Raw genomic sequence first — 20,426 nt, 5'->3', positions numbered from 1 at the left:
TGCGGTGAAGACTCGACACCTCCACCACACCGGAGGTCTTCGCCATGATCAAGACCCGTCGGCGTTAACAATGCTCGTGGTCAATACAGCTAGGGCGTCCTGGCGGATGCGTAGGGGTCAGCGGGACGGAGCTGACCCTTACTTCGACCGGCTCCTGCTCGGCATCGCGCAGGGGCAGCGGGCCGGAGATGCCCCTTCCTCCGGCTGGGCCACCCTAGGCCGACGCGCACGGAGCAACGGGCGGCGTACGGGGTAAGGGGTAAGGGACCCGCCGGAAGCGCCCCGTACGCCGCGCGCCCCGCGCCCCGGCACGACGCGAAACGGCCCGCCGCCCCGTGAGATCCACGGGAGCGACGGGCCGCCCCGACCACTCGGACAGCCCGGCCACCGGGCGGCCACCCGGCACCGGACCCGCCCGGCTCACCCCAGCGGGTGCATCCACCCGTGCCGGTCCTCCGCGCGCCCCGTCTGGAGGGCGAGGAGGGCCTCGCGGAGGCGGAGGGTGACCTCGCCGGGCTCGCCGTCGCCCTGGGCCCACTGGCCGGTGGCGGTCTTCACGGAGCCGACGGGGGTGATGACGGCGGCCGTGCCGCAGGCGAAGACCTCGGTGAGGGCGCCGCTGCGGCTGTCCTCGCGCCACTGGTCGATGGAGACGCGGCCTTCCTCCGCCTGGTAGCCGAGGTCGGCGGCGAGGGAGAGCAGCGTGTCGCGGGTGACGCCGGCGAGGAGGGAGCCGGTGAGGGTCGGGGTGACGAGGCGGTCCCCGTAGACGAAGCAGAGGTTCATGCCTCCCAGTTCCTCGACCCACTTGTGCTCGACCGCGTCGAGGTAGGCGACCTGGTCGCAGCCCTCGGCGGCGGCCTCGGCCTGGGCCAGGAGGGAGGCGGCGTAGTTGCCGCCGGTCTTGGCGTCGCCGACGCCACCGGGGACGGCGCGGACGCGGTTCTCGGAGAGCCAGATCGAGACCGGCTTGACGCCGCCGGAGAAGTAGGCGCCGGCCGGGGAGGCGATGACGACGAAGAGGTACTCGTTGGACGGCTTGACGCCCAGCCCGACCTCCGTGCCGATCATGAAGGGCCGCAAGTAGAGCGATTCTTCCCCGCCGTGCGGCGGGACCCACGCCTTGTCCTGGGCGACGAGCAGGTCGCACGCCTCGATGAAGGTCTCGACGGGCAGCTCGGGCATGGCGAGGCGGCGCGCGGAGGCCTGGAAACGCCGGGCGTTGGCGTCGGGGCGGAAGGTCGCCACGGAACCGTCGGGGCGGCGGTACGCCTTGAGCCCCTCGAAGATCTCCTGGGCGTAGTGGAGGACGTTGGTGGCGGGGTCGAGGGAGAGCGGCCCGTAGGGGACGAGCTGGCCGTCGTGCCAGCCGCGGCCCTCGGTCCACTTCACGGTGACCATGTGGTCGGTGAAGTGTCGGCCGAAGCCGGGGCGGGCGAGGATCGCCTCGCGCTCGGCCTCCGGGAGCGGGTGCGCGGAGGGCTTCAGTTCGATCGTCGGCGTCGTCATGAGTGGTGTCCTTCACGTGTGGTGGTGACGGACCGCGCTCACGCCCGTACCCCTGAGTGGCGCGCGGCCGGGGTACTGTCTCGCACTCCGGTCCGCTGCGAACCACACGGACGTCCGGGTATCGCCTCATTTTCCGCGGCCCCACGTTCGATTATCGCGCCGGAAGGGGCGGTGAGGGAACGCCGAGGAGCCCGCCTCCCCCGCCGAACGCGTCACGTGCGGCGACCTGGCCGGCGGGGAGGTGGGGAACGGAGGACGAAGCGGGGGTACGAGACCGCAGACGTACGGCGCCGAGGGCGGTACGGGGTGCGGGGTGAGAGCGGGCCCTGGGTTTCGGCACCCGGGGCCGCCCATGAGGAAGCCGCCGGGTTGTCCCGTGGGGACCCGGCGGCTTCGGGATGCTCGCGCGCCGGGTCAGCCGGCTACTCGTCCGGCGAGCGCGTCGCCGATGGCGTCGGTCGTCCGCGCGGTGGAGTCGCGCTCCGCGAGGTCGGCGGAGACGGCCTCCTCGATGCGGGCGGCCTCGGCCTTGTGGCCGAGGTGCCGCAGCAGGAGGGCGACGGAGAGGATGGTGGCGGTCGGGTCGGCCTTGCCCTGTCCGGCGATGTCGGGGGCGGAGCCGTGGACCGGTTCGAACATCGACGGGAACTCGCCCGTCGGGTTGACGTTGCCGGAGGCGGCCAGGCCGATGCCGCCGGTGACGGCCGCGGCGAGGTCGGTGATGATGTCGCCGAAGAGGTTGTCGGTGACGATGACGTCGAAGCGCTCCGGCTGGGTGACGAAGAAGATCGTCGCCGCGTCGACGTGCAGGTAGTCGGTGGTGACGTCCGGGTACTCGGCGGCGACCTTGTCGAAGGTGTTCTTCCACAGGTGTCCGGCGAAGACGAGCACGTTGTTCTTGTGGACCAGCGTGAGCTTCTTGCGGGGACGCGCCTGGGCGCGGGCGAAGGCGTCGCGGACCACGCGCTCCACGCCGTACGCCGTGTTGACGCTGACCTCGGTGGCGACCTCGGCGGGGGTGCCGGTGCGCAGCGAGCCGCCGTTGCCCGTGTAGGGGCCCTCGGTGCCCTCGCGGACCACGACGAAGTCGATCTCCGGACGGCCGGCCAGCGGGGTGGCGGTGTTCGGGAAGAGCTTCGAGGGGCGCAGGTTGACGTAGTGGTCGAAGGCGAAGCGGAGCTTCAGCAGCAGGCCGCGCTCCAGGACGCCGGAGGGGACCGAGGGGTCGCCGATGGCACCGAGGAGGATCGCGTCGTGGTGCTTGAGCGCTTCGAGTTCCGCGTCGGGCAGGGTCTCCCCCGTGCGGTGCCAGCGGCGCGCGCCGAGGTCGTACTCCTTGGTCTCCAGCTTCACATCCTCGGGGAGGACGGCGTTGAGGACCTTCAGACCCTGGGCCACGACCTCCTGGCCGATGCCGTCACCGGGGATCACTGCGAGATTGATGCTGCGAGACATGGTCGCACCCTACTCCTCGTCCCACGAGGTGACACGGGCCGTCCACGATGCGGACGCCGGGCGAGGCGGACGCGACACACGGCCCCCGCCCGGCTCCCGTGGTGCCGGGCGGGGGCGGACAGGTCCGCTCAGTGGCCGGTCGAGCCGCCGTTGTCGCGGCGGTCGAGGGCGCGCTGGAGGGCGGCGGCGGCGTTGCGGCGGTCGGTCTCGGTGGCCCGGTGGGCGCGGCGGCGGCGGGCGGCGGAGGTCGTCTCTGCGGACATGGGGAGACTCCTTTGAGATCGCTGAGATCACTGGGGCCGGACGGAATCGCCGAATTCGGCGGGAGGCACTGAGCCTGGGCGGAGCAAGGACACACGCTTTGGATCGCTGCAGGTCACCGGGGCCGCACGGGGCGGCTCCAGTACCGAGGACGGTGCGCGGGGCACGGCGGACCGGGCCCAGGAACGAACCGTGATCGGAACCTGCGACCGTGAACCGGCGGCCGTGTTCGCGGCCACCGGGGATCGCACGGGATGTCAAAGCGCCGGAAGGGACGGGGCTCCGGGCCCGCAGGGGTTGCCTGCTCGGGGCGCGGACGCACACCCGTCATTCGCTGGTTCCAGCGAGACGTTCGGCTCCTACAAAGCTAGACCCGCGGCCCGCTTCTGTCTCCACAGTTACTCGGACTTCCTACTATCTGAGACGGCTTCTTCCGAACGCGCCCCCTGAGAGCCGCCTCCGCGCCCCTTCCGCGCCAGCTCACGCCAGGTGCCGACGCCCTGAGCCGCACTCCGCCGACAGGGTGGCGCGCCCCACACCCCACCGCACCGCGACCGCCGACACCCCGGACCCCACCCGGCCGACGTACTCAGAGCCTCTGAGTACCCGCACCGTTCCGGCGGCCGAACCCCGCCGGGAGAGTCGGTCACATGAACGGCCTCTACGCACTCAAGCCCTGGTACGCGGACCGGCTGTCCGGTGTGCGCGGCGCGCTCGCCCGGCGCCGGGTCTCCCCCGACGCCCTCACCGCCGCCGGGATCGCCGCGGCCGCGGCCGCCGGCGCCGCCCTCGCCCTGCTCCCGGCGGGCTGGGCGGCCGCCCCCGTCGCGGTGCTGCTGGCGGCGCGGCTGGCCTGCGCCAACCTCGACGGGGCGCTGGCCCGCGACACCGGCCGCTCCACCCGGCGCGGAGCCCTGCTCAACGAGACGGGCGACCGCGCCGCCGACCTCCTGGTCGTCGCCGCCTTCTGGCCGTTGGCGCCGGGGTGGCTGGTCGCTCTGGCGGCCTGCGCCACGACGCTGCCGTCCTGGGTGTCGCTGGCCGGGGCGACGGCCGGGTCACCCCGTCTCAACGGCGGTCCGGTCGGCAAGACCGAGCGTTGCCTGCTCGTCGTCGTGGCCGCCGCGACCGGCTGGTACGCCCCGGTCCTCGCGGTGATCGCCGCGGGCTCCGCCGCCACGGCGCTGCTGCGCGGGGCGCGCCTCTGGCGGCAACTGGGGGCGGCCGACGAGGCCGGCGACACCCCGTACGAGGCCCCGCTCCCCGCCGACCGGGGCCAGGCCGCCGCCCCGCACGAGGCGCCGCGCCGCGCCGCCGAGGGCACCGCACCGGCCGTGCCCGCCACCCCGCAGCCCCGCGCCGCGCAGGCCCCGCTCGCCGGGAGAACCCGATGACGGCCGCCCTCGCCACCACGGAACTCCTCACCCGCGCCGCCCCCGTCGTCGGCGGCGCGCTGGGCGTCGGCGGAGTCGCCGTCGCCGCGCTCCCCGCCACGGTGCGGCTCCGCGCCGAGCTGCGGCGCCGATGGCGGACCTGGGCCCTGGCGGCGCCACTCTTCCTCGGGGCGTTCCTCGCCGGTCCGCCCGGGACGTTCGGGCTGGCGGCCGGGCTCGGCGCCGTCGCGGTCGCCGAGTACGCGCGGCTGGCCGGGCTGGGCCGGGGCGAGCTGGCGGTGCTGACCGGTGCGGCCGTGCTGCTGCCGCTGCTGGCCTGGCGGGCGCCGGAGAGCCTGGGGGTACGCGCCGCGGCGCTCCTGCTGATCGCGGCGGCGCTGCCCGCGCTGCTCGGCGGGGACGGCGAGCGGGGTTTCACCCGGGCGGGGCGGACCGTCTTCGGGCTGCTCTGGATACCGGTGGCGCTCAGTGGGCTCGTCCTGCTGGGCCCGGCGGCGCTCGCGGTGGGCGTGGCGGTGTCGTTCGGGGACGTCGGCGCGTGGTGCGGCGGAACGGCGCTGGGCCGCCGGGGGCCTCTGGCGCGTCCGCTGTCGCCGCTCTCCCCGGCGAAGACCTGGGCGGGGGTGCTGGGCGCGGCGGTGGCGACCGGTGCCGTGCTGGCGGCGCTGGGCGCCTGGTCGGCGGGGTTGTGGGCGGCGGCGCTCGGCGGCTGCGTCTTCGGGGACCTGCTCGAATCCATGGTCAAGCGCGAGGCCGGGGTGAAGGACGCGGGGAGCTGGTTGCCGGGGTTCGGCGGGCTCCTCGACCGGATCGACTCGCTGCTCGTCGCACTGGCCCTGGCTCTGGTGGTGACGGCATGAGCACGACCGCGCCCCGGACGGCGCTCAGCCCGGCGCGGCGCGCGCCCCGTGCGGGTGCTGTGCTGCGGCGGCTGCTGTGGTGGTGCGTCCTGACACTGACCGGCGGGGTGGAGCGGCGCGGGACGCTGCCGCGCGGCGGATGCGTGGTGGTCGCCAACCACACCTCGCACGCCGACACCGCCGCCCTGCTCGCCACCCTCGACGCGCGGCACGCCCCGCTGATCGGCGCCGCCGCCGACTACTGGTTCGCCTCGCCCTGGCGGCGCCGGATCTGCGGGCGGCTGGCGGCGGGCTTCCCGGTGCGGCGGACCGGCGGCGGCCTCGGCGACCTGCTGGAGCGGACGGCGGAGCTGCGCGCGGGCCGCGCCGTGGTGCTCTTCCCCGAGGGGACACGGGGTTCCGACGGGCGGCTCGGCACCTTTCACCGGGGGGCGCTGCTGCTGGCCCGGGAGGCGGGGGTGCCGGTGGTGCCGGCCGGCATCGCGGGGACGGGGCGGCTGCTGCCCAAGCACGGCCGGCTCCGGCCGGCGCTGGTGCGGGTCCGCGTCGGCGCCCCGCTCGCCCCGTCGGCGGGGCCGGAGGAGGCCCGCGAGGCGGTGGCCGCACTGCACGCCCGTACCGTCGCCGAGCCACTGCGGGACTCGGCGGTGCGGCGCCGGGTCGCGGGGCTGGTCGCCCGGCGGGGCGTGCTCCTGGCGTTCGTCTGGGCGTGCGTGGAGGCGTTGAGCTGGCCGCTGATGCCGGAGCTGCTGCTGGGTGCCGTCTGTGCGGCGGTGCCGCGGGCGGCGCTGCGGGTGTCGCTGGCGGCGCTCGCCGGGAGCGTGGCGGGCGGTCTCCTGGCCCTCCAGCTGGCGGCGGCCGGCGCCGACCTGCCCGCCCCGCTGACGACGGACCGGATGCGCGCCGAGGCCCGCGTGACGCTGGAGCAGCGCGGCGCCCCGGCGGTGCACGCCCAGCCCTGGAACGGCATCCCCTTCAAGGTGTACGCCGCCGAGGCGGGCCGGGCCGGGACGGGCACCGGCGCGTGGCTCCTGCACAGCACGGCCGCGCGCGGCGCCCGCACGCTGGGCGTGGGCGCCGCCTTCGGCCTGCTCGGCTTCCTGCTGCACCGGCTGCGGCGCTGCTACGGGACGTACCTGGTGCTGCTGGGCGGCGGGTTCGCCGTCGGGCTGGGGCTGATCGTGCGCGGCTGGGCGTGAGGGGCCCGTACGGTCAGCCGTACGGGCGCCCCCGTACCGCCACGTGCCTCAGCTCTCCCCCGTGGCCCGCCTCCGCAGCGCCGCGACCGTCGCGTCGGGGACTCCGGCGTCGGTGAGGTAGGCCCCGGCGTCGAACCAGCGGGCGACCTCGGCCATCTCCGTGTACGGGGTGGTGGCGTGGCGGCGGTAGGCGTCCGCCTGAGCGGTGACCTCGTCGGCGCGGCCCATGGCGGCGAAGACCGGGGCCATCCGTTCCTCGCTGAGGGCGTAGTCGGCGGCGATCTCCTCCGGGGTGGCCCCGGCGAGGGAGAGGAGGAGCAGCGAGACGATGCCGGTGCGGTCGCGTCCGGCGGCGCAGTGGAAGAGGACACCGCCCGGCCCGGCTGTGGCGAGTGCCTCGGCGGTGGCCGCGACCCGTTCGGGGAAGTGGTCCAGGAACGGGCGGTAGTAGAGGGGTGTCCCCCAGCGCCAGTCGGTGAACCAGGGCTCCCAGAAGGCGGTGTCCTCGATGCCGTCGAGCGGCATACGGAGCGTGGTCATCCCGTCCGGGCGGGGCGCGGCGTCGGTGCCGAACTCGTCGCCGTTGCGCAGGTCCAGGACGGTGCGCACGCCGTGGGCGTGGGCGGCGGCCCAGCCGTCGCCGGTGAGCTTCTCCACCGAGTCGGCGCGGACGAAGGCGCAGGGGGCGTGGCGGCCGAGGCCGCCGAGATCGCGGACGTTGAAGCAGCCGTCCCACTCCAGGTGGCGGTGGGTGTGCGGATCGGGCGGCGCGGCGGCGGTCAAGGCGGGGTCCCCTCCCTCTGCGCCGGGCGGCCCGGTGCGGCGCCCGGACGCCAGCAGCATAGGGCCCCCGGGGAGGACCGCGGAGATGACACCGCCCCCGTCCGGTCGGGGGAACCGGGCGGGGGCGGGGTGCGGGGGACCGCCGCGTGGGGCGGCGGCCCGATGGGCCGGAAGGTCAGCCCATGTGGGGGTAGCGGTAGTCGGTCGGCGGGACCAGCGTCTCCTTGATGGCGCGGGTCAGCGTCCAGCGCATCAGGTTCTGCGGGGCGCCGGCCTTGTCGTTGGTGCCGGAGGCGCGGCCGCCGCCGAAGGGCTGCTGGCCGACGACGGCGCCGGTCGACTTGTCGTTGATGTAGAAGTTGCCCGCGGCGTAGCGCAGCTTCTCCATCGTGTGGGCGGCCGCGGTGCGGTCGTTGGCGATGACCGAACCGGTCAGCGCGTAGTCGGAGACCGACTCCATCTGGTCGAGCATGGCGTCGTACTGGTCGTCCTCGTACACGTGGACGGCGAGGATCGGGCCGAAGTACTCGGTCGTGAAGACCTCGTTCTCCGGGTCCGTGCAGGCGATGACGGTCGGGCGGACGAAGTAGCCCACCGAGTCGTCGTAGCTGCCGCCCGCGATGATCGTGCAGCTCGGGTCGGCGGCGGCGCGGTCGATGGCGGCCTTGTTCTTGGCGAAGGACCGCTCGTCGATGACGGCGCCGATGAAGTTCGACAGGTCGGTGACGTCACCCATGGCGATGGAGTCGACCTCGGCCGCGAACTCCTCCTTGAAGCCGTTGTTCCAGATCGAGGCCGGAACGTAGGCGCGGGAGGAGGCCGAGCACTTCTGGCCCTGGAACTCGAAGGAGCCGCGGGTCAGGGCGGTCTTGAGGATCGCCGGGTCGGCGCTCGGGTGGGCGACGACGAAGTCCTTGCCGCCGGTCTCGCCGACGAGACGCGGGTAGGTGCGGTACTTCGCGATGTTGTTGCCGACCGTCTTCCACAGGTGCTGGAAGGTCGGGGTCGAGCCGGTGAAGTGGATGCCGGCCAGGTCGCGGTGGTTGAGGGCGACCTCCGAGACGGCGATGCCGTCGCCGGTGACCAGGTTGATGACGCCCTTGGGCAGCCCGGCCTCCTCCAGGAGCTGCATGAGCAGCACGGCGGCGTGGGTCTGCGTCGGGGACGGCTTCCACACGACGACGTTGCCCATCAGCGCGGGCGCGGTCGGCAGGTTGGCGGCGATGGCCGTGAAGTTGAAGGGCGTGATCGCGTAGACGAAGCCCTCCAGCGGGCGGTGGTCCATGCGGTTCCACACGCCCTGGGAGTTGGCCGGGGGCTGCTCGGCGAGGATCTGGCGCGCGTAGTGCACGTTGAAGCGCCAGAAGTCGACGAGCTCACAGGGGGTGTCGATCTCGGCCTGCTGGGCGGTCTTCGACTGGCCGAGCATGGTGGAGGCGGCCAGCGTCTCGCGCCAGGGGCCCGACAGCAGCTCGGCGGCGCGCAGGATGATCGCGGCGCGGTCGTCGAAGGACATGGCGCGCCAGGCCGGGGCGGCGGCGAGGGCCGCGTCGACGGCGTCCTGGGCGTCCTGCTCGGTGGCGTTGGCGCCGGTGCCGAGGACGGCCTGGTGGTTGTGGGGCTGGACGACCTGGAACTTCTCACCGGCGCCGAGGCGCTTGACGCCGCCGATGGTCATCGGCAGCTCGATGGGGTTCTCGGCCAGCTCCTTGAGCTTGGCCTCCAGACGGGCACGCTCGGGGGAACCGGGGGCGTAGCCGTGCACCGGCTCGTTGACCGGGGTGGGGACCTTGGTCACTGCGTCCATGGGTCTTGTGACTCCTTAGTGCGGTGGAAATCTGCCGGCGGGAGGGACTCAGCCCTTGGTGAGCATCGAGCGGGCGAAGAACAGGAGGTTGGCGGGCTTCTCGGCGAGGCGCCGCATGAAGTAGCCGTACCAGTCGGTGCCGTACGCGGTGTAGACGCGCATGCGGTGGCCCTCGGCGGCGAGGCGGTGGTGCTCGTCGCTGCGGATGCCGTAGAGCATCTGGAACTCGTAGTCGTCCAGCTTGCGGCCGGCGCGGTGGGCCAGCTCCTGCGCGATGGCGACCATGCGCGGGTCGTGCGAGCCGACCATCGGGTAGCCGTCGCCGTCCATGAGGATGCGCAGCACGCGGACGTACGCCTTGTCGATGTCGGCCTTCTCCTGGAAGGCGACGGAGGCGGGCTCCTTGTAGGCGCCCTTGACGAGGCGGACGCGGCTGCCGGCGGCAGCCAGGCGGCGGGCGTCGTCCTCGGTGCGGAACAGGTACGACTGGATGACGCAGCCGGTCTGCGGGAAGTCCTTCCGCAGCTCCTCGTGGATGGCGAACATCGAGTCGAGGGTGGTGTGGTCCTCGGCGTCGAGGGTCACGGTGGTGCCGATCGCGGCGGCGGCCTCGACGACGGGGCGCACGTTGGCGAGGGCCAGCTCGTGGCCGTTCTCCAGCGCCTGGCCGAACATCGAGAGCTTGACGGACATCTCGGCCTTGGTGCCGTGGCCGAGTTCCTTGAGCTGCGCGATGAGCTCCAGGTAGGCGTCGCGGGCGGCGGCGGCCTGCTCGGGCTTGGTGATGTCCTCGCCGACCACGTCCATGGTCAGCTCCAGACCGCTCGCCACGGCCTCTTCCACGATCGGCACGATCTCGCCGACCGTCTCCCCGGGGATGAACCGGTTGACGACCTGCTTGGTCACCGGGGCGGCCGACACGAGGCGGCGCATTTTGTCGCTGCGCGACGCGGCGAGGATCACGGGACCCAGCACGGGCACCTCCACTTGCACGAGAGATGGGCCGCCCCTGCCCGCGGTCGGCCCTTGTGGGGCATACGGCGCGGGCGCGCCCGGATGGGGCACATCGGGAACAGCATGTTCAACCACCTTGAATCTAAGGATGCCGCTCCCCGCTTGCCATCTACAGCTGTCACGCATCCGTGGCCGCGATCTCAGACATATGTATGACCGGGGCGCGCGCCGGGTCACAATGGGAGCGTGCGCAGCGACTACCAGGACCTGGTCGACGAGATCTCCGAGCTGCTCGGCGCCCCGGCCACACTGGAGAACCGGGACTTCGAGCTGATCGCCTTCGGCTCCCACGAGGGCGGCGGCGACCTGGACACCGCCGCCCTGGACCCGGTCCGCACCCGCTCGATCCTCACCCGCCGCTCCACCGCGCAGGTCCGCGCCTGGTTCGAGGCGTACGGCATCGCCCGCGCCACCGGCCCCGTGCACATCCCGGCCTCCCCGGAGGCGGGCGTGCTGCGCGGCCGGATCTGCCTCCCGGTGCGCCACCGGGGGATCGTCCGGGGATACGTCTGGCTGTTGGACACCGATCCGCGCCCCTCGCCCGAGCAGCTCGACGCGGCGATGGCGGTCACCGCCCGCATCGGTACCCTCCTCGCCGACGAGGCGACGGCCGGGGAGGACGTGACCCGCGAGTTCCGGGCGGTGCTGACCGCCGCCCCCGGCTGGCAGCACGACCAGGCGCACGCCGCGCTGAGCGCCGCCCTCGGCTCCGAGGCCGACCGGCTGCACGCGGTGGTCTGCGTCGGCCCGTGGCCCTTCGAGGAGCCGCCCGGCGTGGGCCGCCTGCCCGGCGCGACGGCGCTCTGCGTGCTGCCCGCTCCGCAGGGGAGCGAGGCGGCGTTCGGGCCGCCGCCGGCGAACCCGGCGGCTCCGGGCGCGGCCACGCCGGGGGCACCGGCCGGGCAGCGAGGCGAACCCGACGCCCCCGCGCCCGCCCCGGCGGTCCTCGCCGCCCTGGTCCGGCTGCGCACCGCGGGCGCGCTCGGCCCCGCCGAGACCGCCGCCGAACGCCTGCGCGCGCTCTCCGGCGCGGCCGCCGCCGGGGTGGGGACGCCGCGCACCGGCATGGCCCAGACGGCGCGCGCCTGGCGCGAGGCCGTCGCCGCGGCGCGCGCCGCGCACGCCGAGCCCCGGCTGGGCCCCGTCGCCCACTGGTCCGCCCTCGGCCCGTACCGCCTGCTGACCACCCTGTCGGCGTCCACCGCGGCCGACCCCGCCACCGCCCCGCTGCTGACCGGAGCGCACCGGGAGCTGGCCCGCACCGCCGAGACGTACCTGGACCACGCGGGCCAGGCGGGCCGCACCGCCGCCGCCCTCGGCGTCCACCGGCAGACCCTCTACTACCGCCTCTCCCGCGTCGAACAACTCACCGGCCTCGACCTGGACGACGGCGAGGACCGCCTCCTCCTCCACATGGCACTGAAGGCGGCGCGGCTCTGACACCGCCACGGCTGTGACGACAGGGCGACCGACGGGGCGACGGGGCGACGGGGCGACGGGGCGACGGGGCGACGGGGCGACGGGGCGACGGGGCGACGACGGCAAACGCGCAGGTCGCGCGCCTAGTACGGAGCAGGCGCCGGGCCCCGCACGGAGCGCGCACCGCAGGCCCCGCCCCCGCTCCCCCGCCCCTCGATAGGCTTCCCCCGTGACCAGCGCGCAGCCCAGCCCCGGAGCCGAGACCAGCAACAGGACCAGGACGGGTACCAAGGGGGTGGCCCGCGCCGACCGCGAACGGCAGATCGTGCGGCTCGCCGTCGAGGAGTTCGGGGTACAGGGGTACGCGCGCGCCTCGCTGGCCGCCGTCGCGGAGCGGGCCGGGATCTCCAAGCCGCTGATCTACACCTACTTCACCTCGAAGGACGGCCTCGCCGCCGCCGGCGCCCACTACGCCGGGGAACTCCTGGTGAGCAAGGTCGAGGCCGCGCAGACGGCGACGACCGCCGAGGCCCGCGCCCTGGACACGCTGGCCGCGATCTTCTCCGTACTGGACCACTGCCGCCGCGCCTGGTCGGTGGTGCACGACACGACGCTGCCTCAGGGCGGCGCGGCGTACGCGGCGGCGGCGCGTTACCGGGAGCGGCTGGCCGAGATGGGCGCCGTCGGCACCGCGGAGATCCTGCGGGCGGCGGGCGACGACGACCCGCTCGACCACGACCTGCTGAGCGCGGTCTGGCAGCACGCGGTGACCGCCGTCGTCCAGTGGTGGCTGGACCACCCGGAGCAGACCGCCGCCGACATGTCGGCCCGCTCCGCCCGCCTGCTGCGCTCCGTCCTGGGCCCCCAGTCCTGAGCTGACGTCCCGCCCTTCTCACCGAGCACCGGCTGCGCGAACCATTGACCGCGAATTGACCTCTGAGTAACTTACTCCACAGTCAATTACCGACGGGCCGACCCCGAGGAGCCGCGATGCTGTCCGACCTGTGGGACGTGATCAACACCCCGTTGCTCTACGCCACCCCGTTCTTCGCCCTGTTCGCCGGCATCGAACTCGCCTCGTTCACCCTGCTCGACCGTGGCGAACGCCGCGAGTCCGGCCCGTCCGACGGGCCGACCGAACCCCCCGCGGGCGACCGCGTGAAGGGCTACGCCTGGCCCGACTCCCGCACCAACCTGGTGATGGGCATGGGCTCCCTCGTCTCCACCGCCGTGCTGAAGGCCGCCACCCTGGTCCTCTTCGTCTACCTCTACGCGGCGTTCGCCCCCTGGCACCTGCCGACCGACACCTGGTGGAGCTGGGTCCTGCTGCTGGTCGCCGTGGACCTCGCCTGGTACACCAACCACCGCTTCTCGCACCGCGTGCGGATCGGCTGGGCCGGGCACCAGGCCCACCACTCCAGCGAGTACTTCAACTTCACCACCGCCGTCCGCCAGAAGTGGAACCCGTGGTCGGAGGCGATCTTCTGGGCGCCGCTCCCGCTGCTCGGCTTCGCCCCGTGGACCATCTACGTGGCCTTCTCCTTCAACCTCATCTACCAGTTCTTCACCCACACCGAGGCGGTCGGCAAGCTCCCCCGCCCCGTCGAGTTCGTTCTCAACACCCCCTCGCACCACCGCGTCCACCACGCCAGCGACCCCGAGTACCTGGACAAGAACTACGGCGGCATCCTCATCGTCTGGGACCGCCTCTTCGGCACCTTCCAGGAAGAACTGCACCGCCCCACCTACGGCCTGACCAAGCCCGTGGACACGTACAACGTCTTCAGGCTCCAGTACCACGAGTACGGCAACATCCTCGCCGACGTCCGCTCGGCGCCCCGCCTCCGCGACAAGCTCGGTTACGTCTTCCGGCCGCCCGGGTGGAAGCCCGCACCCCCGGCCGGGGCGGACGACGGCGGGGCGCTCGCGCCGGCCGGAGGGAGCTGAGTTCCGCCCGGTCCGGGCCGCGCCCCGGTGGTACGGTGGCGCAGCCCGTTCCGGGCCCTGGCCAAGGAGGTGAGACCGATCCCCGTGCGTATCCACCGGGTGTTCCCGTCCGCCTCACCGTCGGCCTCTCGACGCTAGAGCCGCGCGGAAGCACACCGAAGGCTTCCGAAAGGCCGTCATGTCCTCCTCCCGCAGCACCCCTTCCCCGTCCGGCTCCCCCTCCGGGGCGGACGCTCCCGTCCCGGCCGCCGCCGTCGAGGCGGCCACCGTCCGGCTGCGCCGGGCCGGGTGCGTCTTCGCCGAGGAGGAGGCGGCCCTGCTGACCGAGGCCGCCCTCGCCACCGGCGGCGGCGCGGCCGCGCTCGACCGGCTCGTGGAGCTGCGCGCCGTCGGGCAGCCGCTGGAACACGTCGTCGGCTGGGCCGAGTTCGCCGGGCTGCGGATCGCGGTCGGGCCCGGCGTCTTCGTCCCCCGGCGCCGCACCGAGTTCCTCCTCTCCCTCGCCCGCGACCTGCTCCTGCGCGCCCCCGGTCCCGTGCCGGTCGTCGTCGACCTCTGCTGCGGCTCGGGTGCGGCGGGCGCCGCGCTCGCCGTCTCGGGGCGCCGGGCCGAGGTGCACGCCGCGGACATCGACCCGGCCGCCGTCGGCTGGGCCCGGCGCAACCTCGGCGACCGCGGCCAGGTCCACGAGGGCGACCTGTACGCGGCACTCCCCGCCGACCTGCGCGGCACGGTCGCCGTCCTCGTCGCCAACGTCCCCTACGTGCCGACCGCCGACATCCCCCTGCTGCCCGCCGAGGCCCGCACCCACGAACCGCTGGTCGCCCTCGACGGCGGCGGCGACGGGCTCCAGGTGCTGCGGCGGGTCGCCGCCGAGGCGGGGCAGTGGTTGGCCCCGGGCGGCACCCTGCTGGTCGAGACGACCGAACGGCAGGCGGCCGCCGCGCGCGAGGTGGTGCGCGCGGCGCGGCTGACCGCGGCGCTCCACCACGACGACGAACGGGCCGCCACCGTGGTCACCGGCACCCGCCCCGGCTGACCGGACGCCGCAGGGCCCGTACCACCGAGGCGGTACGGGCCCTGCGAGGCGTTGCGGGAGGAGCGTCAGTCGCCGAGGTCGACCGCGCGGGCCACCGAGGCGCCGATCTCGTCGGCCAGTTCGGTGAGGACGGCCTGCGAGACGGTGTCGTCCACGGTCAGGACGGCGAGCGCCTCGCCGCCGACGGTGGCGCGGGAGACCTGCATGCCGCCGATGTTGACGCCGGACTCGCCGAGGACACGGCCGACCGTGCCGACGACGCCGGGACGGTCCTCGTACCGCAGGACGACCATGTGGTCGGCGAGGGAGAGGTCCACGTCGTGCTCGCCGATGGCGACGATCTTCTGGAGGTGCTTCGGCCCGGCCAGCGTGCCGGAGACGGAGACCTCCTGGCCGCCGGTGAGGGTGCCGCGCACCGTGACCACGTTCCGGTGGTCGGGCGACTCGCTGCTGGTGGTCAGCCGCACCTCTACGCCGCGCTCCTGCGCGAAGAGCGGGGCGTTGACGTAGCTGACGGTCTCGTCGACGACGTCCTCGAAGACGCCCTTGAGGGCGCTGAGCTCCAGCACCTTCACGTCGTGCTGGGTGATCTCGCCGTACACCTCGACGTCCAGACGCGAGGCGACCTCACCGGCGAGCGAGGTGAAGATGCGGCCGAGCTTCTCGGCGAGCGGCAGGCCCGGGCGGACGTCCTCGGCGATCACGCCGCCCTGGACGTTGACCGCGTCGGGGACCAGTTCGCCGGCGAGGGCGAGCCGCACCGAACGGGCCACCGCGATACCGGCCTTCTCCTGCGCCTCGTCGGTGGAGGCGCCGAGGTGCGGGGTGGCGACGACCTGGTCGAACTGGAAGAGCGGGGAGTCCGTGCAGGGCTCCTTCGCGTACACGTCGAGACCGGCGCCCGCGACCCGGCCCTCCTTGAGGGCGGAGGCCAGGGCCTCCTCGTCCACGATGCCGCCGCGCGCGGCGTTGACGATGCGGACGGACGGCTTCACCTTGTGCAGCGCCTCGTCGCCGATGAGGCCGAGGGTCTCCGGCGTCTTCGGGAGGTGGACGGTGATGAAGTCCGCGACCTCCAGCAGCTCGTCCAGGCTCAGCAGCTTGACGCCCATCTGCGCGGCCCGCGCGGGCTGCACGAAGGGGTCGTACGCGACGATCTTCATGCCGAAGGCGGACATGCGCTGGGCGACCAGCACGCCGATGCGGCCGAGGCCGACCACGCCGAGGGTCTTCTCGGCCAACTCCACGCCGGTGTACTTGGAGCGCTTCCACTCGCCGTTCTTGAGCGCCGTGTTCGCCTGCGGGATGTTGCGGGCGGTGGCGACGATCAGGCCGCAGGCCAGTTCGGCGGCGGTGACGATGTTGGAGGTGGGGGCGTTGACGACCATCACGCCGGCCTTGGTGGCGGCGGAGACGTCGACGTTGTCGAGGCCGACGCCGGCGCGGGCGACGACCCTCAGCTTCGTGGCGGCGGCGATGGCTTCCGCGTCGACCTTGGTGGCGGAGCGGACGAGGATCGCGTCGACATCGGTGATGGCGGAGAGCAGCTCGCCTCGGTCGGCGCCGTTGCACTGGCGGATCTCGAAGTCCGGGCCCAGAGCGTCGACGGTGGCCGGCGACAGCTCTTCAGCGATGAGTACGACCGGTTTGGCGGGGTTCGAGCTCACGTGAGTCCTCACAAGTCCCATTGCGGACGGCCGTCCCGACGGCCGCATGCGGTGGAGGGTAGCCGCGTGGAGAGACGCACGACGCTGTGGGCCTGCAAACGCGTATGTCTGTGCAGTGTAGTGGTGCCGGGGTGCTCTCCTCCGCTCCTCGGCGGAAGGATCACCCGTACGAGGTTGGACATCCTGTCCGAACCGCTGACGGGCCCCCACACACACTCCGACAAGCCGTCCCCGGCGGGCGGGAACGGCGCGCGGCACCACCGTACGCCGGTGCACCGCGGCGGCGCGAGCGGACCCGCACCGGCGTGCGCGGGGTGGGGCCGGAGAGTCCCGGCCCCACCCCGCCGAGGACTTACGCCTCCTCGTCGACCCAGCTCATGAGCTTGCGCAGCTCACGGCCAGTGGTCTCCAGGAGGTGGTTCTCGTCGGCCTTCTTGTACTCGTTGTACTTGGGCAGGCCGGCCTGGTACTCGGCCATCCAGTTGTTGGCGAAGGTGCCGTCCTGGATGTCGGCGAGGACCTTCTTCATCTCGGCCTTGGTGGCGTCGGTGATGATCCGCGGGCCGGTGACGTAGTCGCCCCACTCGGCGGTCTCCGAGATGGACCAGCGCATCTTCTCCAGGCCGCCCTCGTACATGAGGTCGACGATGAGCTTCAGCTCGTGGAGGCACTCGAAGTAGGCGATCTCCGGCTGGTAGCCCGCCTCGACGAGGGTCTCGAACCCGGCCTTCACCAGGGCGGAGGTGCCACCGCAGAGGACGGCCTGCTCGCCGAAGAGGTCGGTCTCGGTCTCCTCGGTGAAGGTCGTCTTGATGACGCCGGCGCGGGTGCCGCCGATCGCCTTGGCGTACGACAGGGCGAGGGCGAACCCGCTGCCCGTGGCGTCCTGCTCGACGGCGACGATGCAGGGGACGCCGCGGCCCTCTTCGTACTGGCGGCGGACCAGGTGGCCGGGGCCCTTGGGGGCGACCATGCAGACATCGACGCCGGCCGGGGGCTTGATGAAGCCGAAGCGGATGTTGAAGCCGTGGCCGAAGAAGAGCGCGTCGCCGTCCTTGAGGTTGTCCTTGACGGACTCCTCGTAGACCTTCGCCTGGATCGGGTCCGGGACGAGGATCATGATGACGTCGGCCTCGGCGGCGGCCTCGGCGGGCGTCACCACGCGCAGGCCCTGCTCCTCGGCCTTGGCCTTGGAGTTGGAGCCCTCGTGGAGGCCGACCCGGACGTCGACGCCCGAGTCGCGCAGCGACAGCGCGTGGGCGTGCCCCTGGCTGCCGTAACCGAGGACCGCGACCTTGCGGCCCTGGATGATGGACAGGTCGGCGTCGTCGTCGTAGAACAGCTCGGCCACTGGGAATCTCCTTGGTGTGCTGATGATGCGTCCCACCGTACGGCGGGCGGGGTGGTGGACGTGTCCGGGTCTCGCGATGCGGGCGGCGCGGGCCGCCCGTACCGGGCGAACGAGAGGCGTCCTCGGGGGATGCGCGCGGGGCGTGCGCGCCGATGTGCGCGGCGCGCGGCGCCCGTTACGCGCTGCGGTCCAGCGCGCGCAGCGAGCGGTCCGTGATGGAGCGCGAGCCGCGTCCGACGGCGATGGTGCCGGACTGCACGAGTTCCTTGATGCCGAAGGGCTCCAGCATCCGCAGCATGGCCTCCAGCTTGTCGCTGGAGCCGGTGGCCTCGATGGTGACGGCCTCCGGGGAGACGTCCACGGTCTTCGCACGGAAGAGCTGGACGATCTCGACGATCTGCGAGCGGGTCTCGTTGTCCGCGCGGACCTTGGCGAGGACGAGTTCGCGGTGGATGGCCGAGCCGGGTTCCAGCTCGACGATCTTCAGGACGTTGACCAGCTTGTTGAGCTGCTTGGTGACCTGTTCCAGCGGGAGGGATTCGACATTGACCACGATGGTGATGCGGGAGATGTCGGGGTGTTCGGTGGTGCCGACGGCGAGCGAGTCGATGTTGAAGCCGCGGCGGGAGAACAGGGCGGTGATCCGGGCGAGGACACCGGGCTTGTTCTCCACCAGGACGGAGAGGGTGTGCTTGGTCATGGGCGTCGTTCTCTCTCTGCGTTCGGCGCGGCTCAGTCGTCGTCGTTGTCGCCGAAGTCGGGGCGGACGCCGCGGGCGGCCATGACCTCGTCGTTGGAGGTGCCGGCGGCGACCATCGGCCAGACCATGGCGTCCTCGTGGACGATGAAGTCCACGACGACCGGGCGGTCGTTGATCGCGTTGGCCTTGGCGATGACCGCGTCCAGCTCGTCCGGCGACTCGCAGCGCATCGCGACGCAGCCCATGGCCTCGGCGAGCTTGACGAAGTCGGGGACGCGGGTGCCGGTGTTGGGCTGGTCGGCGCCCTCGGGACCGGCGTGCAGGACGGTGTTGGAGTAACGCTGGTTGTAGAAGAGCGTCTGCCACTGGCGGACCATGCCGAGGGCGCCGTTGTTGATGATGGCGACCTTGATCGGGATGTTGTTCAGCGCGCAGGTGGTCAGTTCCTGGTTGGTCATCTGGAAGCAGCCGTCGCCGTCGATGGCCCAGACCGTGGCGTCGGGGCGGCCGGCCTTGGCGCCCATGGCGGCCGGGACGGCGTACCCCATCGTCCCGGCGCCGCCGGAGTTGAGCCAGGTGGCGGGCTGCTCGTACTCGATGAAGTGGGCGGACCACATCTGGTGCTGGCCGACGCCCGCGGCGAAGACGGTGTTGTCGGGGGCGAGCCGGCCGATCCGCTCGATGACGTGCTGGGGGGCCAGCATGCCGTTCTCCGGCTGGTCGTAACCGAGCGGGTAGGTGTCGCGCCAGCGGTTGAGGTCCTTCCACCAGGCAGTGTAGTCGCCGGTGCGGCCGTCGGTGTGCTCGGCCTGGACGGCCTGGACCAGGTCGGCGATGACCTCGCGGGCGTCGCCGACGATCGGCACGTCGGCGGCGCGGTTCTTGCCGATCTCGGCCGGGTCGATGTCGGCGTGGACGATCTTGGCGTACGGGGCGAAGCTGTCGAGCTTGCCGGTGACGCGGTCGTCGAAGCGGGCGCCGAGAGCGACGATCAGGTCGGCCTTCTGCAGGGCGGTGACGGCGGTGACCGCGCCGTGCATGCCGGGCATCCCCACGTGCAGCGGGTGGCTGTCGGGGAAGGCGCCGAGCGCCATCAGGGTGGTGGTGACGGGGGCGCCGGTGAGTTCGGCGAGCACCTTCAGCTCGGCGGTGGCGCCGGCCTTGACGACGCCGCCGCCGACGTACAGCACGGGGCGCTTGGCGGCGGTGATGAGCTTGGCGGCCTCGCGGATCTGCTTGGCGTGCGGCTTGGTGACCGGGCGGTAGCCGGGCAGATCGGTCTGCGGGGGCCAGCTGAAGGTGGTCTTCGCCTGGAGGGCGTCCTTGGCGATGTCGACCAGGACGGGGCCGGGGCGGCCGGTGGAGGCGATGTGGAACGCCTCGGCGATGGTGTGGGGGATGTCCTCGGCCTTGGTGACGAGGAAGTTGTGCTTGGTGATCGGCATGGTGATGCCGCAGATGTCCGCCTCCTGGAAGGCGTCCGTTCCGATCGACTTGGCGGCGACCTGGCCGGTGATCGCGACCAGCGGGACGGAGTCCATGTGGGCGTCGGCGATCGGGGTGACCAGGTTGGTGGCACCCGGGCCCGAGGTGGCCATGCAGACCCCGACCCGGCCGGTGGCCTGGGCGTATCCGGTGGCCGCGTGCCCCGCGCCCTGCTCGTGGCGGACCAGCACGTGGCGGACCCTGGTGGAGTCCATCATCGGGTCGTACGCCGGCAGGATGGCGCCGCCGGGGATGCCGAACACGGTGTCGGCGCCCACTTCCTCAAGAGAGCGAATGAGGGACTGCGCACCCGTGACGTGCTCGACGGGCGCGGACTGCGGTCCGGAGGAACGGGGCCGCGGCGTCGGATGAGCCCCGGTGGCCTGCTCGGTCATCTGCGTGTCTCTTCTCGAAGCTGAGGGTGTGTGCGGGTTTCAGGCGGTTCTGTACGGGTTTCCCCCGGCCGCCCGGCGGGTTCTTTGCGGGCTTTTGGGAGCACCTGTGCAACAAAAAACCCCTCGTGCCAGGTGGCAAGC

At 73.1% G+C, this 20,426-nt stretch carries 17 protein-coding genes; 7 read left to right on the top strand and 10 right to left on the bottom strand.

All coding sequences use genetic code 11. The annotated features are described in order from the left end of the window. Positions 1–420 precede the first annotated feature (420 nt). The 3 genes from ACFWMZ_RS23890 to ACFWMZ_RS23880 form a co-directional block, all read right to left on the bottom strand. A complete protein-coding gene (locus tag ACFWMZ_RS23890; RefSeq protein ID WP_383179654.1) occupies positions 421–1,509 on the bottom strand; it encodes a branched-chain amino acid aminotransferase in 1,089 nt (362 codons plus the stop codon). Between the two features lie 414 nt (positions 1,510–1,923). Beyond that, positions 1,924–2,964, bottom strand: a complete 1,041-nt coding sequence (locus ACFWMZ_RS23885; protein ID WP_383179651.1) for a 3-isopropylmalate dehydrogenase — start codon at positions 2,962–2,964, stop codon at positions 1,924–1,926. Positions 2,965–3,092: 128 nt separating this feature from the next. After that, positions 3,093–3,227, bottom strand: coding sequence for a hypothetical protein (locus tag ACFWMZ_RS23880; RefSeq protein WP_383179648.1), 135 nt, complete (start codon positions 3,225–3,227; stop codon positions 3,093–3,095). A 648-nt stretch (positions 3,228–3,875) separates the two neighbouring features. Between ACFWMZ_RS23880 and ACFWMZ_RS23875 the strand changes: the two genes are divergently transcribed. From ACFWMZ_RS23875 to ACFWMZ_RS23865, 3 genes are read left to right on the top strand one after another with little or no spacing between them, the layout of a single operon-like run. Further along, entirely contained in the window at positions 3,876–4,619 is a 744-nt protein-coding gene (locus ACFWMZ_RS23875; RefSeq protein WP_383179645.1) for a CDP-alcohol phosphatidyltransferase family protein, read from the top strand. After that, positions 4,616–5,479, top strand: coding sequence for a phosphatidate cytidylyltransferase (locus ACFWMZ_RS23870; protein ID WP_383203951.1), 864 nt, complete (start codon positions 4,616–4,618; stop codon positions 5,477–5,479). The genes ACFWMZ_RS23875 and ACFWMZ_RS23870 overlap by 4 nt, the downstream gene beginning before the upstream one ends. Next, entirely contained in the window at positions 5,476–6,678 is a 1,203-nt protein-coding gene (locus ACFWMZ_RS23865; protein WP_383179640.1) for a 1-acyl-sn-glycerol-3-phosphate acyltransferase, read from the top strand. Before ACFWMZ_RS23870 ends, ACFWMZ_RS23865 begins: the two co-directional genes overlap by 4 nt. A 48-nt stretch (positions 6,679–6,726) precedes the next feature. On the opposite strand, the gene ACFWMZ_RS23860 is transcribed toward ACFWMZ_RS23865, so the two are convergent. The 3 genes from ACFWMZ_RS23860 to ACFWMZ_RS23850 all read right to left on the bottom strand — a co-directional run bounded on the left by ACFWMZ_RS23860 (position 6,727) and on the right by ACFWMZ_RS23850 (position 10,243). Next, the gene (locus ACFWMZ_RS23860) at positions 6,727–7,461 is read right to left on the bottom strand and encodes a tyrosine-protein phosphatase (RefSeq protein WP_383179637.1); all 735 of its coding nucleotides are present in this window, start codon (positions 7,459–7,461) and stop codon (positions 6,727–6,729) included. A 175-nt stretch (positions 7,462–7,636) separates the two neighbouring features. Then, complete coding sequence (pruA, locus tag ACFWMZ_RS23855; protein ID WP_383203949.1) at positions 7,637–9,268, bottom strand: L-glutamate gamma-semialdehyde dehydrogenase; 1,632 nt, start codon at positions 9,266–9,268, stop codon at positions 7,637–7,639. 48 nt (positions 9,269–9,316) lie between these two features. Then, entirely contained in the window at positions 9,317–10,243 is a 927-nt protein-coding gene (locus tag ACFWMZ_RS23850; protein ID WP_383179631.1) for a proline dehydrogenase family protein, read from the bottom strand. Positions 10,244–10,468: 225 nt separating this feature from the next. On the opposite strand from ACFWMZ_RS23850, the gene ACFWMZ_RS23845 reads away from it, so the two are divergent. The 4 genes from ACFWMZ_RS23845 to ACFWMZ_RS23830 all read left to right on the top strand — a co-directional run bounded on the left by ACFWMZ_RS23845 (position 10,469) and on the right by ACFWMZ_RS23830 (position 14,687). After that, positions 10,469–11,722, top strand: coding sequence for a PucR family transcriptional regulator (locus ACFWMZ_RS23845; protein ID WP_383203946.1), 1,254 nt, complete (start codon positions 10,469–10,471; stop codon positions 11,720–11,722). Positions 11,723–11,930: 208 nt separating this feature from the next. Beyond that, complete coding sequence (locus tag ACFWMZ_RS23840; RefSeq protein WP_383179625.1) at positions 11,931–12,575, top strand: helix-turn-helix domain-containing protein; 645 nt, start codon at positions 11,931–11,933, stop codon at positions 12,573–12,575. Positions 12,576–12,691: 116 nt separating this feature from the next. Then, positions 12,692–13,648: a sterol desaturase family protein gene (locus ACFWMZ_RS23835; protein WP_383179622.1), complete on the top strand. Its 957-nt coding sequence runs from the start codon at positions 12,692–12,694 to the stop codon at positions 13,646–13,648. A 178-nt stretch (positions 13,649–13,826) separates the two neighbouring features. Further along, positions 13,827–14,687, top strand: a complete 861-nt coding sequence (locus ACFWMZ_RS23830; protein ID WP_383179619.1) for a putative protein N(5)-glutamine methyltransferase — start codon at positions 13,827–13,829, stop codon at positions 14,685–14,687. Between the two features lie 65 nt (positions 14,688–14,752). On the opposite strand, the gene serA is transcribed toward ACFWMZ_RS23830, so the two are convergent. The 4 genes from serA to ACFWMZ_RS23810 form a co-directional block, all read right to left on the bottom strand. Then, positions 14,753–16,375, bottom strand: coding sequence for a phosphoglycerate dehydrogenase (gene serA / locus ACFWMZ_RS23825; protein WP_383179616.1), 1,623 nt, complete (start codon positions 16,373–16,375; stop codon positions 14,753–14,755). A 331-nt stretch (positions 16,376–16,706) separates the two neighbouring features. Next, positions 16,707–17,705, bottom strand: coding sequence for a ketol-acid reductoisomerase (ilvC, locus tag ACFWMZ_RS23820; RefSeq protein WP_383179613.1), 999 nt, complete (start codon positions 17,703–17,705; stop codon positions 16,707–16,709). A 175-nt stretch (positions 17,706–17,880) separates the two neighbouring features. Then, positions 17,881–18,405 carry an acetolactate synthase small subunit gene (ilvN, locus tag ACFWMZ_RS23815; protein ID WP_003951028.1) on the bottom strand — a complete coding sequence of 175 codons (525 nt, stop codon included), beginning with the start codon at positions 18,403–18,405 and terminating at the stop codon, positions 17,881–17,883. 32 nt (positions 18,406–18,437) lie between these two features. Further along, positions 18,438–20,285 carry an acetolactate synthase large subunit gene (locus ACFWMZ_RS23810; RefSeq protein ID WP_383179608.1) on the bottom strand — a complete coding sequence of 616 codons (1,848 nt, stop codon included), beginning with the start codon at positions 20,283–20,285 and terminating at the stop codon, positions 18,438–18,440. Positions 20,286–20,426 lie beyond the last annotated feature (141 nt).

Source organism: Streptomyces sp. NPDC058373, from assembly GCF_042723275.1.
Classification (GTDB): Bacteria; Actinomycetota; Actinomycetes; order Streptomycetales; family Streptomycetaceae; genus Streptomyces.
Note: the sequence above shows the minus strand (reverse complement) of the source record. Positions and strands in the feature narration are given on the sequence as shown.

Bases quoted from the DNA above. Each gene is read 5' to 3' on its own strand.
- ACFWMZ_RS23890 (WP_383179654.1), bottom strand. From the start codon at position 1,509: ATGACGACGCCGACGATCGAACTGAAGCCCTCCGCGCACCCGCTCCCG.
- ACFWMZ_RS23885 (WP_383179651.1), bottom strand. From the start codon at position 2,964: ATGTCTCGCAGCATCAATCTCGCAGTGATCCCCGGTGACGGCATCGGC.
- ACFWMZ_RS23880 (WP_383179648.1), bottom strand. From the start codon at position 3,227: ATGTCCGCAGAGACGACCTCCGCCGCCCGCCGCCGCCGCGCCCACCGG.
- ACFWMZ_RS23875 (WP_383179645.1), top strand. From the start codon at position 3,876: ATGAACGGCCTCTACGCACTCAAGCCCTGGTACGCGGACCGGCTGTCC.
- ACFWMZ_RS23870 (WP_383203951.1), top strand. From the start codon at position 4,616: ATGACGGCCGCCCTCGCCACCACGGAACTCCTCACCCGCGCCGCCCCC.
- ACFWMZ_RS23865 (WP_383179640.1), top strand. From the start codon at position 5,476: ATGAGCACGACCGCGCCCCGGACGGCGCTCAGCCCGGCGCGGCGCGCG.
- pruA (WP_383203949.1), bottom strand. From the start codon at position 9,268: ATGGACGCAGTGACCAAGGTCCCCACCCCGGTCAACGAGCCGGTGCAC.
- ACFWMZ_RS23835 (WP_383179622.1), top strand. From the start codon at position 12,692: ATGCTGTCCGACCTGTGGGACGTGATCAACACCCCGTTGCTCTACGCC.
- ACFWMZ_RS23830 (WP_383179619.1), top strand. From the start codon at position 13,827: ATGTCCTCCTCCCGCAGCACCCCTTCCCCGTCCGGCTCCCCCTCCGGG.
- serA (WP_383179616.1), bottom strand. From the start codon at position 16,375: ATGGGACTTGTGAGGACTCACGTGAGCTCGAACCCCGCCAAACCGGTC.
- ilvN (WP_003951028.1), bottom strand. From the start codon at position 18,405: ATGACCAAGCACACCCTCTCCGTCCTGGTGGAGAACAAGCCCGGTGTC.
- ACFWMZ_RS23810 (WP_383179608.1), bottom strand. From the start codon at position 20,285: ATGACCGAGCAGGCCACCGGGGCTCATCCGACGCCGCGGCCCCGTTCC.